The following is a 14,666-nucleotide window of genomic DNA, read 5'->3' on the forward strand; positions in this document are numbered from 1 at the left end:
CCTCCTTTCAGCGACCGCTTTGAACTTAAAAAGGATGATAAAGTACATGGGATGACGCCGGTGGGCGTCTTTTTTACTGCCTTTCTTCCGCTCGGAGTAAATGAACAGGCACTTTGTCAACAGCCCCATTTTATCTCAACGCCATCGTGCAGAGCCTGCTGAACTATTTCCTGGGGATTGATTTGATCGACATGCTTTTTGTGACCCACCTGCTGCTGGCGGGTGGGACCGGGCTGATGAGCGTGCTGATGCTGCGGGAGTATCGGGCCTGCCGCAATCGGGAGATCCTGGCGGTGCTGAGGGCCTTCGTTATGCTGGGCGCCAGCGGCCTGCTGGCCCTGCTGCTGTACTGGGCGCTGGAGATCCCCTACTACGGCTCCATTTTCGAATGCGGCATCCTGGTGTTCATCATTTGCCTGCTGGGGTCCCTCATCACCACTATGGCGGCCAACCTGCGCCTCAAGGCCGAGGTGCTGGTCTACAAGCGCCTGTCCCGGGAGGACCGGCTGACCGGGCTGGAGAACCGGCGGGCCTTCGACGCGTTTTTGGCCCGGCTGGAGACGGAGGGCGTTCGCTACCGGGACGTGGCGCTGGTCTTCCTGGATCTGGACGGACTCAAGCACACCAACGACCACTTCGGCCACGGGGCGGGCGACGAGCTGATCATCGGCGCAGCCCGCTGTATCGAGCGGGCCTTCGGATCCCAGGGGCGCTGCTACCGCATCGGCGGGGACGAGTTTGCCGTGATCCTGCCCGACCCGGACGGGGAAGAGCGGATCTGGAACGAACGGCTGGACCAGGCGATCCGGGACTATAACCAGGGCAGCCGCTATCCCCTGTCCATCGCCCGGGGCGTCAGTTACCTGCGGGACGGGGACCGGGGCGTCAAGCGGATGAGCGACTGGAAATATGAGGCGGATCAGGCGATGTACCGCCATAAAAAGCAGCAGCGGGCGCGGGCGGCGCAGCCAGCGGAGACCGCGGCGGCAGAGGGGCGGGGATAGTACGGTATGGCATATAATATGGACTTTCTGATCGCGGGCCTGATCTTCCTGCTGATCATCCTTTACCACTTTGTTGAGCAGCGCAGGCTGGATCTGGACAACAACCGGACTTTTTTCTGCTTTCTGCTGTTTGGGATGGCGGACCTCTGCTTTGACCTCATCTGCTCCATCCTCATCATGCAGGCGCGGCCGGCCCTGGCCGGGGTGAGCGAATTCTGCCTGGTGATCCTGTACCTGCTTCAGGTGCTGGTGCCGTACACGCTGCTGCGCTATATCCAGACGCTGCTGGAGCGCCCGGCGGCATCCCGGCGTCCCGGCCTGGAACGGCTGTGGGCGCTCCCGCCGGCGCTGATGGGCCTGATCATTCTGGGAAACCACTGGAGCGGTGTGCTCTTCACCGTGGACGAGGCCGGACGGTATCTCCGGGGCCCGCTGTATATGGGGATGTACGTCTTTGCGGGCGCCTATATCCTGCTGATCGCAGGGAACAGCATGCTCTGCGCCCGCCGGCTGGGAAGACGGGAAATGCGCACCATTTGGGAACTGCTGTTCCTCGGCGGTGGCTGTGTGGCGCTCCAGGCCGTGTTCCATGACCTGCTGCTCTCTGGTTTCGGGATCGCCTTGAGCATCACGGTGCTGTTTTTTACCCTCAACAATCCCTACCGCTATACCGACAGCCTGACCGGCGCCTTTGACGTCAAATATTTTCGGGAATTGGCCCAGAGCCAGATCGGAAAGGGGAAACGGTTTCACCTTGTCACCGTGGAGCTGTGCCAGATCAAACGGGTCAACCGGGTTTTGGGGGCGGGCTTCGGCAACCAGCTGCTGATCCAGACGGCCCATATGCTGCAGGCGCCGGGCGAGCGGAGCCAGGTCTTCCGCATCACAGGCAAGCGGTTTTTGGTGATGACGGAATCCATCGCCGTGTATGAAAGCGTGTGCAGGCGCAGCCAGCGCTGCTTTGCGGGCCCGGTTCAGATCAACGGCGAGCCGGTCTACTCGCCCGCAGTCCTCTGCGGCGTCATTGAGGCGCAGACGCTGCGGGACGGAGACGCACTGCTGGCCTATGTGGAGTACCTGACGGCCCTGGCACAGAGAACGCCCGAGACCATCCTCATCCAGGGGGACGAGGAGACCCTGAAGGGCTTTCGTTATACCCAGGAGATCGAAAGTTTCCTGGAGACCGCCCTGGAGCAGGACCGGTTCGAGGTGTACTATCAGCCGGTCTATTCCCTGCGCAAGGGCGGCTATGTCACCCTGGAGGCCCTCAGCCGGCTGCGCCACCCCACGCTGGGGCCGGTGGCGCCCGAGGTGTTCATCGGCATCGCGGAGAAAAGCGACCAGATCGCCCGCCTGGGACTGCTGCAAATGCGCCGGGTGTGCCGGTTCCTGAAGGAACATCGGGAACTGATGGAGCAGATCCAGAATGTGAAGATCAATCTGTCCCCCACCGAACTGATGAAAAGCGGCCACGCCGGACGGCTGATCGGGATCATCCGGGAATTTGGACTGAAGCCCTCCTATTTTCAATTTGAGATCACCGAGACCGTGGCAACCGAGTACAGCGAAAGCCTGAGCCAGGCCGCGGCGGAGTTCGTGGAGGCGGGGATCGGCCTGTGCCTGGACGACTTCGGGGCAGGCTACGCCAACCTCAATACCGTGCTCAAGCTGCCCTTTTCCGAGATCAAGCTGGACAAGTCCCTGCTGGTGGGCATCTGTGAGGACGACAGGATCGCATCTTTTTACCAGAGCATCGTGGCCGCCCTGCAGAACATGGGCTACGCCGTCATCGCCGAAGGGGTGGAGACCCCAAAGGAGCTGGGGCTGGTCTCCCGCTGGGGCGTCGACCTGATCCAGGGCTACTATTTTTCCCGCCCTCTGCCGGGCGAGGCGCTGCTCTCCGCTGTTCTTGACCGGGAGGGCGCCGCCCCGGCGATGCGGTGACACGGCCTTCTGCCGCAGCCTGCGCGAAGGAGGACCGCTATCGCCCGCTTGGCAGAATCCATCCGCAAGGGGTGTGAAGCGTCTATAGAGCGGCGCAGCCGTCGTCATCTCCGGGCTGAGCGCCGCCCTGCGGTCCCCTTTTTCGCAAGCTGTGAGGCCGCCTCCCTTGGGAGGCGGCCTTCTTTGCGCTTTGGCAGAACGGAATCGGGGCGCGTTTCTCACATAATCTTGTTATGTGACTAAAAACGGCCTGTTTCAAGTGGAGATTGGCTTTACTTATCTGCTCCCGATGTGGTATAATAACACAAATATTTTGTGATATGGTTTTAGAAACCAGAAAGGAGGCGGCGTCTTGGAAGAGATCCGCACCCTGCAGGAACGGCTGGAGCAGGAGCGGCCCGCGGAGTGGGACGCCCTGCCGGATATCGGGCTGTATATGGACCAGCTCATCTCGTACATGCCCCGGCAGCTGATCCATTACGGAGAGGGGGAGGCGCTTACCTCCGCCATGGTGAACAATTATATCAAGGACGGGGCCCTGCCCCGGGCCGACGGGAAGCGGTACTCCCGTACCCATCTGGCTTACCTGACCGCGATCTGTGCCCTTAAGCAGGTGCTCTCCGTGAAGGACGCGGGCGCCCTGCTGGCCGCCGCCCGGGAGGGGCGGGAGCCCGAAGGGCTCTACGAGCTGTTCCGGCAGGAGCTGGACCGGGCCCTGGATGTAACGGCGGGCTGCCTGGACGCGGGGACCGACGAGGAGGATCTGCCCCGGCTGGCCCTGGCCCTGGCCCTGCGCAGCTATGCCGACAAGCTGGCCTGCGAGCGCGTGCTGGAGATCCTGCGCCGGCATGCCAGCGCGCCCGCCGTCAAGCCCGAAAAGACCAGAAGGAAGAAAGACCGGGACGAGCGTCCGGAATGAATACGGGAGGATTTGAAGCGATGAGCGATTACGTGCTGTTGACCGATTCCTCGGCCGACTTGACCGACAAGCTGATGCGGGAGATGGGGGTGGAGGTGCTTCCCCTGTCCTTTACCATCAAGGGGAAGACCCTGTTCAACTACCCCGACAACCGGGAGATGTCCGCCAAGGCGTTCTACCGCCTGCTGCGGGAGGGCGAGATGGCGACCACCTCCGCCGTGAACATCTCCGACTTTACGGAGAAGATGGAACCCCTGCTCCAGGCGGGCAAGGACGTGCTGGTGCTGGCCTTTTCCTCGGCCCTGTCGGCCACCTGCCATTCCGCCCAAATCGCCGCACAGGAGCTGGGAGAGAAGTACCCCGAGCGCAAGGTGTACGTGGTGGATACGCTGTGCGCCTCCCTGGGCCAGGGCCTGCTGCTCTGGCACGCGGCCCAGCACAAGGCGCGGGGGGAGAGCATTGAGGCGGTGCGGGACTGGGTGGAGGCCAACAAGCTGCACCTGTGCCACTGGTTTACGGTGGATGATCTGCATTTTCTCAAGCGGGGCGGCCGGGTATCCGCCGCCACCGCCGTACTGGGCACCATGCTCTCCATCAAGCCGGTCATGCACGTGGACGATGAGGGACGCCTGGTGAAGGTGGGCACGGCCCGGGGCCGCAGCGCCTCCCTGAAGGCGCTGGTAGACCATATGGCGGAAACTGCGCTCGACCCGGCGGAGCAGATCGTCTTTATCAGTCATGGGGACTGTGAAGCCGATGCCCAGAAGGTGGCCGACGACGTGAAGATCCGCCTGGGGGTAAAGACCGTGCTGCTGGGCAACGTGGGGCCCGTGATCGGCGCCCACTCCGGCCCGGGCACCGTGGCCCTGTTCTTCCTGGGGAGCCGCCGCTGATGGATGCGGTCAAATGGCTGGAGGTCGTCCTGGATACCAACCGGGAGGAGCTGGACGGACTGTGCGCCCGGCTCACCGCCAATGGTGTGACGGGGATGGCCATCGAAGACGAAGCGGACTTCAAGTCGTTTTTGGAGCAGAACCGTCCGTATTGGGATTACGTGGACGACGCGCTGCTGGAGCGCATGAAGGGCGTGTGCCGGGTCAAGCTCTATGTCACCGACGACGCGGATGGCCGCAGGCAGCTGGAGCAGTGGCTGGAGGGCGTCAAGACGCCGTACCGTGCCGCCGGCCTGGGGGAGAACGACTGGGCCCACAGCTGGCAGAAGTACTATAAGCCCATGAGCGTGGGGGAGCGGCTGTATATCGTGCCCGAGTGGGAGCGGGACGAACCGGTGCCGCCGGGCAAGGCGGCGCTGTATCTGAACCCCGGCCTCACCTTCGGGACCGGCAGCCATGCCTCCACCCAGCTGTGCCTGGCGGGACTGGAGCGGTATGCGGCGCCGGGAAAGCCGGTGCTGGACCTGGGCTGCGGCAGCGGCATCCTGTCCATCGCCGCCCTGGTGCTGGGGGCGTCCCGGGCGGCGGCGGTGGATATCGACCCCAAGGCGGTGGACGTGGCTTATGAGAATGCCGCCATGAACGGCATCGGACGGGACCGCTACACCGTCCGCGCGGGCAACGTGCTCTCCGATCCGGCGCTGGTGGAGGAGCTGTCCACCGGGGATTACGCCCTGGTGCTGGCCAATATCGTCGCCGATGTGATCATCCCCCTCTCCGCCCAGGTCCATCGCTTCCTGGCCCCCGGCGGGGTGTTCCTGTGCTCCGGCATCATCGACACCCGCTCCGGCGAGGTGGCCGCCGCCCTGGAGCGCAGCGGACTGGAGTGCATGGAAAAGCGGGAGCAGAACGGCTGGGTGGCCTTTGCCGCCCGGGTGCGGCAATAAGAAGCGGTATCCATAAGCCTCCCGCAGCGTCTGGCCGGGTCTTTTCCCGCCATACTGCGTTGCTTTTGCTTGCCGTACACAAAGAGTATGGCGGCGACCAATCGCCTTGTCCGGCAGCAAAATCCCGCCCCCAGCCACTTCGTTCTGCCTAAGAATACAGATTCTAAAAGCGGGACGGGGCCTTCCGGATCGGATCGCCCCGTCCCCTTTTTGCGGGCAGTTCGTGGTGACATTTTCCCCCGCACGTGATAAAATAGAAATGATACGCCCAATCCCACATCAACTGCGAGGTGCTCCCATGGAACGAAAAGCGACAGTAGTGCATACCGACTTCCCCCAAGACCGCCGGGTGCTGGCCATCAGCGACGTCCACGGCAACCTGCCCTTCCTGCGGGGCGTGCTGGACAAGGCGGGCTACGGGGAAGACGATATTCTGGTGCTGGTGGGGGATCTGGTGGAAAAGGGACCGGACAGCCTGGCCACCCTGCGCTACGTCATGGAGCTGGCCCGGACGCGCACGGTCTACGCCCTGCGGGGCAACTGCGACAATCTGGTGGAGGATTTCACCCGCGCCGACGGAGAGATCGGACCGGCCTTCTACCGGCACTACCTGAAGGTGTGGGGCGAGCGCAGCCTGATCTGCCAGATGGGCCGTGCCGCGGGGTTCCCGCTGCGCGCGCAGGAAGAGCTGCCTGCCCTGCGCGCGGTGCTGCGCCGGCACTTTGCGCCGGAACTGGCCTTCCTTTCGGCCATGCCCGTCATCCTGGAGACCCCGGACTACCTGTTCGTCCACGGCGGCGTGCCGGGAGAAACGGGGCTGGAGGAGCTGGAGGCCTGGTCCTGCATGAAAAACGACGAATTTCTCGCCCAGGGGCACGCCTTCCGCCGCTGGTGCGTGGTGGGGCACTGGCCCGTGACCCTCTACGATCCGCACATCCCCTCGGCCGCCCCCCTGCTGGAGCGGGAGCGGCACATCGCCAGCATCGACGGGGGCTGCGTGCTCAAGCTGGACGGACAGCTCAACGCCCTGGTGCTGCCCCGGACGGCGGGCGGGGCCTTTTCCTGGTACAGCTACGACGGCCTGCCCAAGGCCACGGCCCTGGACCCACAGACGGCCGGCGGCGACTCCGTCAACATCCGCTGGGGCCGCAACCGGGTGGAGGTGCTGGAGCGGGGCGCGGAGCTCTCCCGCTGCCGCCATCTGGAGAGCGGCCGGGTGCTGGAGGTGCTCACCGATTACCTCTATGAGGACCAGGGGGTGCTCCGTTGTCAGGACTCCACCGACTACCGTCCGCAGATCGCTGCGGGAGACCGCCTTTCGGTGGTGCGGCGGCTCTCCGACCGGGCGCTGGTGAAGAAAAACGGCGCCACCGGCTGGTATTTCGGCCGTTTGGCTTGATTTACCGCCCTTTTGTGATATACTATTTGGGCTAAATTTCGATTTTATCAGTTTGCGATAAGGAGTAAGACATGATCACTGTTTCCGACCTGGGCCTCCAATACAGCGGACAGCCCCTCTTTTCCCATGTGGACCTTCAGTTCGTCAAGGGCAACTGCTACGGCATCATCGGCGCCAACGGCGCGGGCAAGTCCACCTTCCTGAAGATCCTCTCCGGCGACCTGGAGCCCACCTCCGGCGAGGTCTCCATCCTGCCCAAAACCCGCATGTCGGTCCTCAAACAGGACCAGAACGCCTACGACGCCTACAACGTGATGGATACGGTCATCATGGGCAACCAGCGCCTGTACGAGATCGGCAAGGAGAAAGACGCGCTCTACGCCAAAGAGGAGATGACGGAGGAGGACGGGATCCAGGCCTGCCTGCTGGAGGAGGAGTTCGCCGAGCTGGGCGGCTGGGAGGCCGAATCCGACGCGTCCCGCATCCTGCAGGGGCTGGGCATCGGCGTGGAGCTGCATTACAATGACATGTCCACCCTGGACGCCCGCCTGAAGGTGAAGGTCCTGCTGGCCCAGGCGCTGTTCGGCAGCCCCGACATCCTGCTGCTGGACGAGCCCACCAACAACCTGGACATCAACGCGGTGAACTGGCTGGAGGATTTCCTGCTGGATTTTCCCGGCACCGTCATCGTGGTCAGCCATGACCGGCACTTCCTCAATACCATCTGCACCCACATCGTGGACATCGACTACAACAAGATCAAGATGTACGTGGGCAACTACGACTTCTGGTACGATGCCTCCCAGCTGATGCAGAACCTGATGAAGAACCAGAACAAGAAGAACGAGGAGAAGGCCCAGGAGCTCAAGGAGTTCATCTCCCGCTTTTCCGCCAACAAGTCCAAGAGCAAGCAGGCCACAGCCCGGCGCAAGCTGCTGGAGAAGATCAGCCTGGAGGAGATCCCCGCCTCCTCCCGCCGCTACCCCTGGGTGGCATTCGCGCCCGACCGGGAGGTGGGGAAGGATATCCTCTTCGTCACCGACGTGAGCAAGACCATCGACGGGGTGAAGGTGCTGGACAAGGTGAGCTTCATCGTGGGCCACGGGGACAAGATCGCCTTCGTGGGGGACAACGAAAACGCCCATACCGCCCTGTTCAAGATCCTCACCGGCGAGCTGGAGCCCGACGAGGGCACCGTCAAGTGGGGCCAGACCGCCACCTTCTCCTACTTCCCCAAGGACAACACCGAGTTTTTCAAGGACTGCGACGACAATCTGGTGGAATGGCTGCGCCAGTGGTCCTCCGACCCCCACGAGGCGTATCTCCGGGGCTTTTTGGGCCGGATGCTGTTCTCCGGGGATGAGGTGTACAAGCCCGTCAAGGTCCTCTCCGGCGGAGAGAAGGTGCGGTGCATGCTCTCCCGCATGATGCTCTCCGGGGCCAACGTGCTGCTGCTGGATCAGCCCACCAACCACCTGGATCTGGAGTCCATCGCCGCGCTGAACAACGGCCTGGAGGCGGTCAAGTGCAATGTGCTCTTCTCCTCCCACGACCATCAGCTGGTCCAGACCGTGGCCAACCGGGTGTTCGACTTCACCCGTGACGGCAAGCTGATCGACCGGAAGATGACCTACGACGAGTATCTGGAGAGCACCGCCCAGGCGTGAGCGGGTGAGGGGGCGTTCCCGGGGCGCACAGGCGCGGCCGGACTAGATCCCCCTGCGCAGCACCACAAACCGGTACCACAGAAAGCCCGTCAGATCGGCCAGGCCCCAGCCGATGGGGATGGCCCACCAGATCGCCTTCAGGCCGAAGGCGGGGAGGGGGGCCAGGGCATAGGCCAGGACCACCCGGGTACCCAGGGAGATGACGGTGAGCACCAGCGACAGGCCGGGGCGCCCGATGGCCCGGTAGAGCCCGTAGAGCAGAAACAGACATCCGATACCGCAGTAGCAGACGCCCTCGATGCGCAGATACTCCACGCCCACGGCCAGGATCTCCGTCTCCTCCGGCGGGACGAAAAGCCCCATCAAGGCCGGGGCGAACCCCGCCACCACGGCGGAGCTGACAACGCAGAAGGCCAGCGCGGTGACCGTACCGGAACGGATGCCCCGGCGGATGCGGCCGGTCTCCCCCGCGCCGTAGTTCTGGGCGATGAAGGTGGAAAAGGCGTTGCCGAAATCCTGGACCGGCATGTAGGCGAAGGCGTCGATCTTCACCGCCGCGGCGAAGGCCGCCATAACATTGACTCCGAAGGAGTTTACCAGCCCCTGGATCATAAGGATGCCGAAATTCATCACCGACTGCTGCAGGCAGGTCAGGATGGAATAGCCGGCGATCCTCCGTGCGATATCCCGCCGGAAACGGCAGTGCCGCCGCTGCGGGCGCAGCTGCGGGGCCCATTTCAGGCAGCAGACGCTCAGGCCCGCCGCTGACGCCCCCTGGGCAAGGACGGTGGCCAGGGCGGTCCCCGGGACCCCGAGCCCCAGGACCAGCACGAAAAACAGGTCCAGGGCGACGTTCAGCAGCGCCGCGCCGCCCAGCATGAGCAGCGGGAGCACCGCATTGCCCAGGGAACGCAGCAGCGCGGCCATGTAGTTGTACACAAAGGCGAACCCCAGACCCAGAAAAATGATGCGCAGGTAAGCGGCCATCTCGGCGCGGATCTCGCCGGGGATCTTCAGGGCCGTGAGGATCGGCTGGAGCAGGCCCAGCGCCAGCGCGGCCACCGCCAGGGTCGCCGCGCCCACCAGAAGGAAGGAGTTGAGCTCCTCCTCCTTCCGCGCGCCCCAGAGGAGGGAGAACACCGCGCCGCTGCCCATGCACAGGCCCAGCAGCACAGAGGTGAGAAAGGTCATCAGGGTGAAGGAAGAACCTACGGCGGCCAGCGCCCCGGCGCCCAAAAACCGGCCTACGATCAGCGTGTCGGCTACATTGTACAGCTGCTGAAGCAGATTGCCCAGGATCAGCGGCCAGGCGAAGCCGAGCATGGAACGGGTGACGCTTCCTTGCGTCAGATCGGTGTGCATAGCGGCCTCCTGCTGCGTTAGGATGTGTGGGCGGCAGACCTCTGCACGCCGCTTTTGTATTGTACCATTTGTTTTCAGGGAGCGCCAGAATTTCCGTGCGCTTTCCGGAAAACAGTGGTATAATAGCCGCATAGCGGCTGTGATCCGTTCGGTTCCGCCCATTTTTTGTCCCCCGGGGGCGAGCGAAAAAGACGGCGCGCGTCCGAATCCATCCCGAAAGGATGCTGACAATTCCATGCGAAAAGAGATCGTTCTGCCCGCGGCCACTGTGGCGGTGGGCGCGGCGGGTTTTCTGCTGCGGCGGTGGGAGCTGGCCACGGCCTTCGAGCCGGACACCGGCCTGCACATCCCCGGCTCGCCCGCAACCTGGGCCCTGATCGCCCTGTCCGCAGCCCTGGCCGCAGCGCTGGTGCTCCTGTGCCGCGGCAAGTACCCCGATTTTGCCGGCGGGTACGATCAGGCCTTCCAGGCCAAGGGGAACACCCTGTACGCCACGGCCATGATCCTCTCCGCCTTCCTGCTGCTGGCGGCGGCGGGCGGGATGGTGCTCTCCTTCCTGCGCCGGGAGAACACGGTGGTCACCCGGCTGATCCTGGCGGCGCTGTGCGTGGCGTCCTTCGCCTGCGTGGTCGCCACCACCCGGAACAATTTCCGGGGCGAGGGAAAGGGCAAGTACAACTTTACCCTGCTCATGCCCGCCTATACCGGCTGCGTGTGGCTCATTGCCGCCTATCAGGTGCGGGCCGGGGACCCGGTGCAGCTGGATTATATCTACGAGCTGTTTGCGATCATTGCCGTTCTGCTGGGGCTGTACTTCAACGCCGGGTTCTCCTTCGAACGGGGCAAGCCCTTCCGGGCCGTCCTGTTCTCCCTGCTGGGGGTCTATTTCTCCTTGGTCACCCTGGCGGACGGCCACGACCCGGCGACCACGCTGCTGTACGGCTTTGCCGTTGTCTATCTGCTCTCCTCCACCGCGGTCCTGCTGCACAACGCGGCCCGGCGGCCGGGAGCGCCTATGGACCCGCCGGAGGCGGAAAAAGCCGCAGAAGAGGAAGAAACGGAGGAAACGCCTGATGAACCGTAAGACATTTTATATCACCACCCCGATCTATTACCCTTCGGACAAGCTGCACATCGGCCACGCCTACTGTACCGTGGCCGCCGACGCCATGGCCCGCTACAAGCGCCTGCAGGGCTATGAGGTGATGTTCCTCACGGGCACCGACGAGCACGGCCAGAAGATCGAGCAGAAGGCCAAGGCCGCCGGCGTTACCCCCCAGCAGTATGTGGACAACATCGTCAAGGGTCCCCGGGGCGTGCTGGATCTGTGGAAGCTGATGAACATCTCCAACACCCGCTTCATCCGCACCACCGACGACTACCATGTGGAGTCGGTACAGAAGATCTTCAAGCAGCTCTACGACCAGGGTGATATCTACAAGGGCAAGTATGTGGGCAAGTACTGCACCGACTGCGAGGCCTTCTGGACCGAGACTCAGCTGGTGGACGGCAAGTGTCCCGACTGCGGGCGTGCGGTCAGGGACGCGGAGGAGGAGGCCTATTTCTTCCGCCTGTCCAAGTACGCCGACCGGGTGCGTGACCTGCTGGTGAACACCGACTTTCTGGAGCCCCGCAGCCGGGTCAACGAGATGGTCAACAACTTCATCGACCCGGGCCTGGAGGACCTGTGCGTCTCACGCACCTCCTTCACCTGGGGCATCCCCGTCAGCTTTGACCCCAAGCACGTGGTGTACGTGTGGGTGGACGCCCTGACCAACTATATCAACGCCCTGGGCTATGAGAACGCCAAGTACGACGACTATGACGACTTCTGGCCCGCCGACGTACACTTTGTGGGCAAGGAGATCGTGCGCTTCCACTCCATCATCTGGCCCGCCCTGCTGATGGCGCTGGACCTGCCCCTGCCCCAAAAGGTATACGGCCACGGCTGGCTGCTGCTGGACGGCGGCAAGATGAGCAAGTCCAAGGGCAATGTGGTGGATCCCTACCTGCTCTCCGAGCGCTACGGGGTGGACGCCCTGCGTTACTTCCTGCTGCGGGAGTTCCCCTTCGGCACCGACGGCAACTTCTCCAACGAGGCCCTCATCGGCCGCATCAACACCGACCTGGCCAACGACCTAGGCAATCTGGTCAGCCGCACCACCGCCATGGTGGGCAAGTACTTCGGGCCCACCCTGCCCGGGGAGCAGGAGACCGACCCCGCCCTGGACGGCGAACTGGAGGCTATGGCCCGTGGCCTGCGGGACGCCTACGAAGGGCAGATGGAACACTACGCCTTCCAGAACGGTCTGGCGGAAGTCTTCAAGCTCATTGGCCGGGCCAACAAGTATATCGACGAGAACAAGCCCTGGGTGCTGGCCCGGGAGGAGGCGCAGCGCCCCCGCCTGGCCCGGGTGCTATACAACCTGCTGGAGTGCGTGCGTATTTCCGCCATCCTCCTGACCCCTTTCATGCCCGAGACCTGCGCAAAGATCTTCGCACAGATCGGCGCGGCCCCGGAGGCGTGTACCTGGGACTCCGCCGCCCAGTGGGGCCTGCTGCCCCCGGACGCGCCCATTGCCAAGGGGGAGAACCTGTTCCCCCGCATCGACCTGGAAAAGGAGCTGAAGGAGTTGGAAGAAGCCACCAAGGCCGCCGCTCCCGCGGAAGAAACGGCCCCGGAGTATATCACCATCGACGATTTTAGCAAGGTGCGGTTTGTCACCGCCAAGGTCCTCGCCTGCGAGGCGGTGAAGAAGAGCAAGAAGCTGCTGCGCTTTACGCTGGACTGCGGCGAAGCGGCGCCCCGGCAGATCCTCTCCGGCATCCACGAATACTATGAGCCTGAGGAACTGGTGGGCAAGACCGTGGTGGCCTGCACCAATCTGGCGCCCCGGAAGATGATGGGGCTGGAGTCCAACGGCATGCTCATCTCCGCGGTAAAGGAAGAGCCGGATGGGAGCGAGAAGCTCCATCTGCTGATGCTGGATGACCAGGTCCCCGCCGGCTACGGCCTGTGCTGAACGGGGAGCGGCCCCGGACCAAAACCAAGAAAAAGCCTCAGGCGGAGCGTCCAAAGGGACGCTCCGCCTTGCGCTTTGTGCATGGGCTTCTGTGACGGGGATCAGCCGGCCCGCCGCAGCAGGCGGCGATAGCTTACGTCGATGGCGAAGGCGCCCAGCGGCGCGGTGAGCAGGATCGCGATCACCGCTACCGTCAGCACGACCTGCCCGCAGGAGAGCCCCATGGCCAGCGGTACCCCGCCGATAGCGGCCTGCACGGTGGCTTTGGGCAGGTAGGCCAGCACGGCAAAGAGCCGCTCCTTCGGATTCAGCGGGCCGCCCGCCATACACAGCAGCACCCCGAGCGCCCGGAAGCAGAGGGCGCCCAGCACCAGGAGCACCGCCGTCCGGCCGGAAGCGGCGGCATACTCCAGGTTCAGCTGCGCGCCCACCAGGGCAAACAGCAATATCTCCGCGGCTACCCAGAGCCTGCCGAATTTGGCGGCCAGCCGCTGGGCCGCCGCCGGCTGCCGGCGGTACAGGCCCAACCCGGTCCCCAGCACCGCCAGCAGGCCGGAGAAGGGGACCCGGCTGCCCAGACGGTCCTCCAGGGCCGTCAGCAAAATGGACAGGGCGAGCAGAAGGATGGCTTTCGCGGAATCCCGCAGCGGGAAACGGGCAAAAAAGCGGGCCAGCAGGCCGCCCAGACCCAGGCCCAGGGCCGCCCCCAGCAGGATGGAGACCGGCACCCCGGCCAGAGCGGCCGGGGAAAAGCGTCCGCCGGAGGCCATACCGGTGAAGGAAGAAAAGAGGACCACCACGAATACGTCGTCCACCGACGCCCCCGCCAATACCATCTGCGGGATGCCCTGCTCCGTCCCGTAGCCCGCCTCCATCAGGTCGAGCATCCGGGGCACGATGACGGCGGGGGAAACCGCTCCCACCACCGCGCCCAGGATGGCGGCGTCCAATACGGACACCCCCAGCAGCCGGGGGGCCAGCAGGACCATGCCCAGCACCTCGCAGGCGGCGGGCAGAAAGCACAGGAGCACGGCGCTCCGGCCGGAGCGCCGCAGGCTCCCCAGGTCCAGCGACAGTCCGGCCCGGAGCAGGATGAGGATCAGCGCCAGCCGCCGCAGGTCGGCGGAGACGCTCAGCAGGGCGGGCGAGAGCAGGTCCGCCCCGAAGGGGCCCAGCAGGATCCCCGCCAGGAGCATCCCCACCAGGGCGGGCAGGTGCAGCTTCCGGGCCGCGGCTCCCAGGGCCATGCCCAGCAGCCAGAGCAGTGCGATACTGGTCAGCATTTTGGTTCCATCCCTTCCAGAGGGCAGAAAAAAAGCCAATGCCCCCTGCAAAACGTGCAGAAGTCATCAGCCGGACGGCGGTTCGGGCCTTGCGGCCCCGGGAGAACCTCATTCCCGTGATCTGAGGGCTATGATACCACAGGCCCCCGCCGTTGTCAACCGGGCCGCGTGAGATGCACTTGCAGCTTTGCCCCGGATGGAGTATGATAGAGCGGAAGAAAAAAC

General features: G+C 64.2%; 11 protein-coding genes and 1 riboswitch. Of the genes, 9 read left to right on the forward strand and 2 right to left on the reverse strand.

Annotation, left to right across the window (positions count from 1 at the left end):
• The first annotated feature begins 113 nt into the window (after positions 1–113).
• From NE547_RS16355 to NE547_RS16385, 7 genes are all read left to right on the forward strand, one after another.
• Positions 114–1,004, forward strand: coding sequence for a GGDEF domain-containing protein (locus NE547_RS16355; protein ID WP_256176468.1), 891 nt, complete (start codon positions 114–116; stop codon positions 1,002–1,004).
• Between the two features lie 6 nt (positions 1,005–1,010).
• Complete coding sequence (locus NE547_RS16360) at positions 1,011–2,948, forward strand: GGDEF domain-containing phosphodiesterase (protein ID WP_256176469.1); 1,938 nt, start codon at positions 1,011–1,013, stop codon at positions 2,946–2,948.
• A gap of 352 nt (positions 2,949–3,300) precedes the next feature.
• Positions 3,301–3,867, forward strand: coding sequence for a DUF1836 domain-containing protein (locus NE547_RS16365; protein WP_186906633.1), 567 nt, complete (start codon positions 3,301–3,303; stop codon positions 3,865–3,867).
• Positions 3,868–3,887: 20 nt separating this feature from the next.
• On the forward strand, positions 3,888–4,760 hold the full coding sequence (locus NE547_RS16370; RefSeq protein ID WP_186906634.1) for a DegV family protein: 873 nt from the start codon (positions 3,888–3,890) through the stop codon (positions 4,758–4,760).
• Positions 4,760–5,707 carry a 50S ribosomal protein L11 methyltransferase gene (prmA, locus tag NE547_RS16375; RefSeq protein WP_256176470.1) on the forward strand — a complete coding sequence of 316 codons (948 nt, stop codon included), beginning with the start codon at positions 4,760–4,762 and terminating at the stop codon, positions 5,705–5,707. Before NE547_RS16370 ends, prmA begins: the two co-directional genes overlap by 1 nt.
• A 298-nt stretch (positions 5,708–6,005) precedes the next feature.
• Positions 6,006–7,106: a metallophosphoesterase gene (locus NE547_RS16380; protein WP_186906636.1), complete on the forward strand. Its 1,101-nt coding sequence runs from the start codon at positions 6,006–6,008 to the stop codon at positions 7,104–7,106.
• Between the two features lie 71 nt (positions 7,107–7,177).
• Complete coding sequence (locus NE547_RS16385) at positions 7,178–8,773, forward strand: ABC-F family ATP-binding cassette domain-containing protein (RefSeq protein ID WP_186906637.1); 1,596 nt, start codon at positions 7,178–7,180, stop codon at positions 8,771–8,773.
• 42 nt (positions 8,774–8,815) lie between these two features.
• Here NE547_RS16385 and NE547_RS16390 read toward each other — a convergent pair whose 3' ends face one another.
• Complete coding sequence (locus tag NE547_RS16390; RefSeq protein ID WP_256176471.1) at positions 8,816–10,135, reverse strand: MATE family efflux transporter; 1,320 nt, start codon at positions 10,133–10,135, stop codon at positions 8,816–8,818.
• A 235-nt stretch (positions 10,136–10,370) separates the two neighbouring features.
• On the opposite strand from NE547_RS16390, the gene NE547_RS16395 reads away from it, so the two are divergent.
• Both NE547_RS16395 and metG read left to right on the forward strand, forming a co-directional pair.
• The gene (locus tag NE547_RS16395) at positions 10,371–11,219 is read left to right on the forward strand and encodes a hypothetical protein (protein ID WP_186906639.1); all 849 of its coding nucleotides are present in this window, start codon (positions 10,371–10,373) and stop codon (positions 11,217–11,219) included.
• Positions 11,209–13,158: a methionine--tRNA ligase gene (gene metG, locus NE547_RS16400; RefSeq protein WP_256176472.1), complete on the forward strand. Its 1,950-nt coding sequence runs from the start codon at positions 11,209–11,211 to the stop codon at positions 13,156–13,158. The genes NE547_RS16395 and metG overlap by 11 nt, the downstream gene beginning before the upstream one ends.
• A gap of 101 nt (positions 13,159–13,259) precedes the next feature.
• On the opposite strand, the gene NE547_RS16405 is transcribed toward metG, so the two are convergent.
• Entirely contained in the window at positions 13,260–14,441 is a 1,182-nt protein-coding gene (locus NE547_RS16405; RefSeq protein ID WP_256176473.1) for a cation:proton antiporter, read from the reverse strand.
• Between the two features lie 50 nt (positions 14,442–14,491).
• Positions 14,492–14,566: riboswitch (Fluoride riboswitch) on the reverse strand.
• Positions 14,567–14,666: the final 100 nt, after the last annotated feature.

It is taken from the genome of Flavonifractor sp. DFI.6.63, assembly GCF_024462255.1.
In the GTDB taxonomy this organism is placed as follows: domain Bacteria; phylum Bacillota; class Clostridia; order Oscillospirales; family Oscillospiraceae; genus Lawsonibacter_A; species Lawsonibacter_A hominis.

Bases quoted from the DNA above. Each gene is read 5' to 3' on its own strand.
- NE547_RS16360 (WP_256176469.1), top strand. From the start codon at position 1,011: ATGGCATATAATATGGACTTTCTGATCGCGGGCCTGATCTTCCTGCTG.
- NE547_RS16370 (WP_186906634.1), top strand. From the start codon at position 3,888: ATGAGCGATTACGTGCTGTTGACCGATTCCTCGGCCGACTTGACCGAC.
- prmA (WP_256176470.1), top strand. From the start codon at position 4,760: ATGGATGCGGTCAAATGGCTGGAGGTCGTCCTGGATACCAACCGGGAG.
- NE547_RS16380 (WP_186906636.1), top strand. From the start codon at position 6,006: ATGGAACGAAAAGCGACAGTAGTGCATACCGACTTCCCCCAAGACCGC.
- NE547_RS16385 (WP_186906637.1), top strand. From the start codon at position 7,178: ATGATCACTGTTTCCGACCTGGGCCTCCAATACAGCGGACAGCCCCTC.
- NE547_RS16390 (WP_256176471.1), bottom strand. From the start codon at position 10,135: ATGCACACCGATCTGACGCAAGGAAGCGTCACCCGTTCCATGCTCGGC.
- NE547_RS16395 (WP_186906639.1), top strand. From the start codon at position 10,371: ATGCGAAAAGAGATCGTTCTGCCCGCGGCCACTGTGGCGGTGGGCGCG.
- metG (WP_256176472.1), top strand. From the start codon at position 11,209: ATGAACCGTAAGACATTTTATATCACCACCCCGATCTATTACCCTTCG.
- NE547_RS16405 (WP_256176473.1), bottom strand. From the start codon at position 14,441: ATGCTGACCAGTATCGCACTGCTCTGGCTGCTGGGCATGGCCCTGGGA.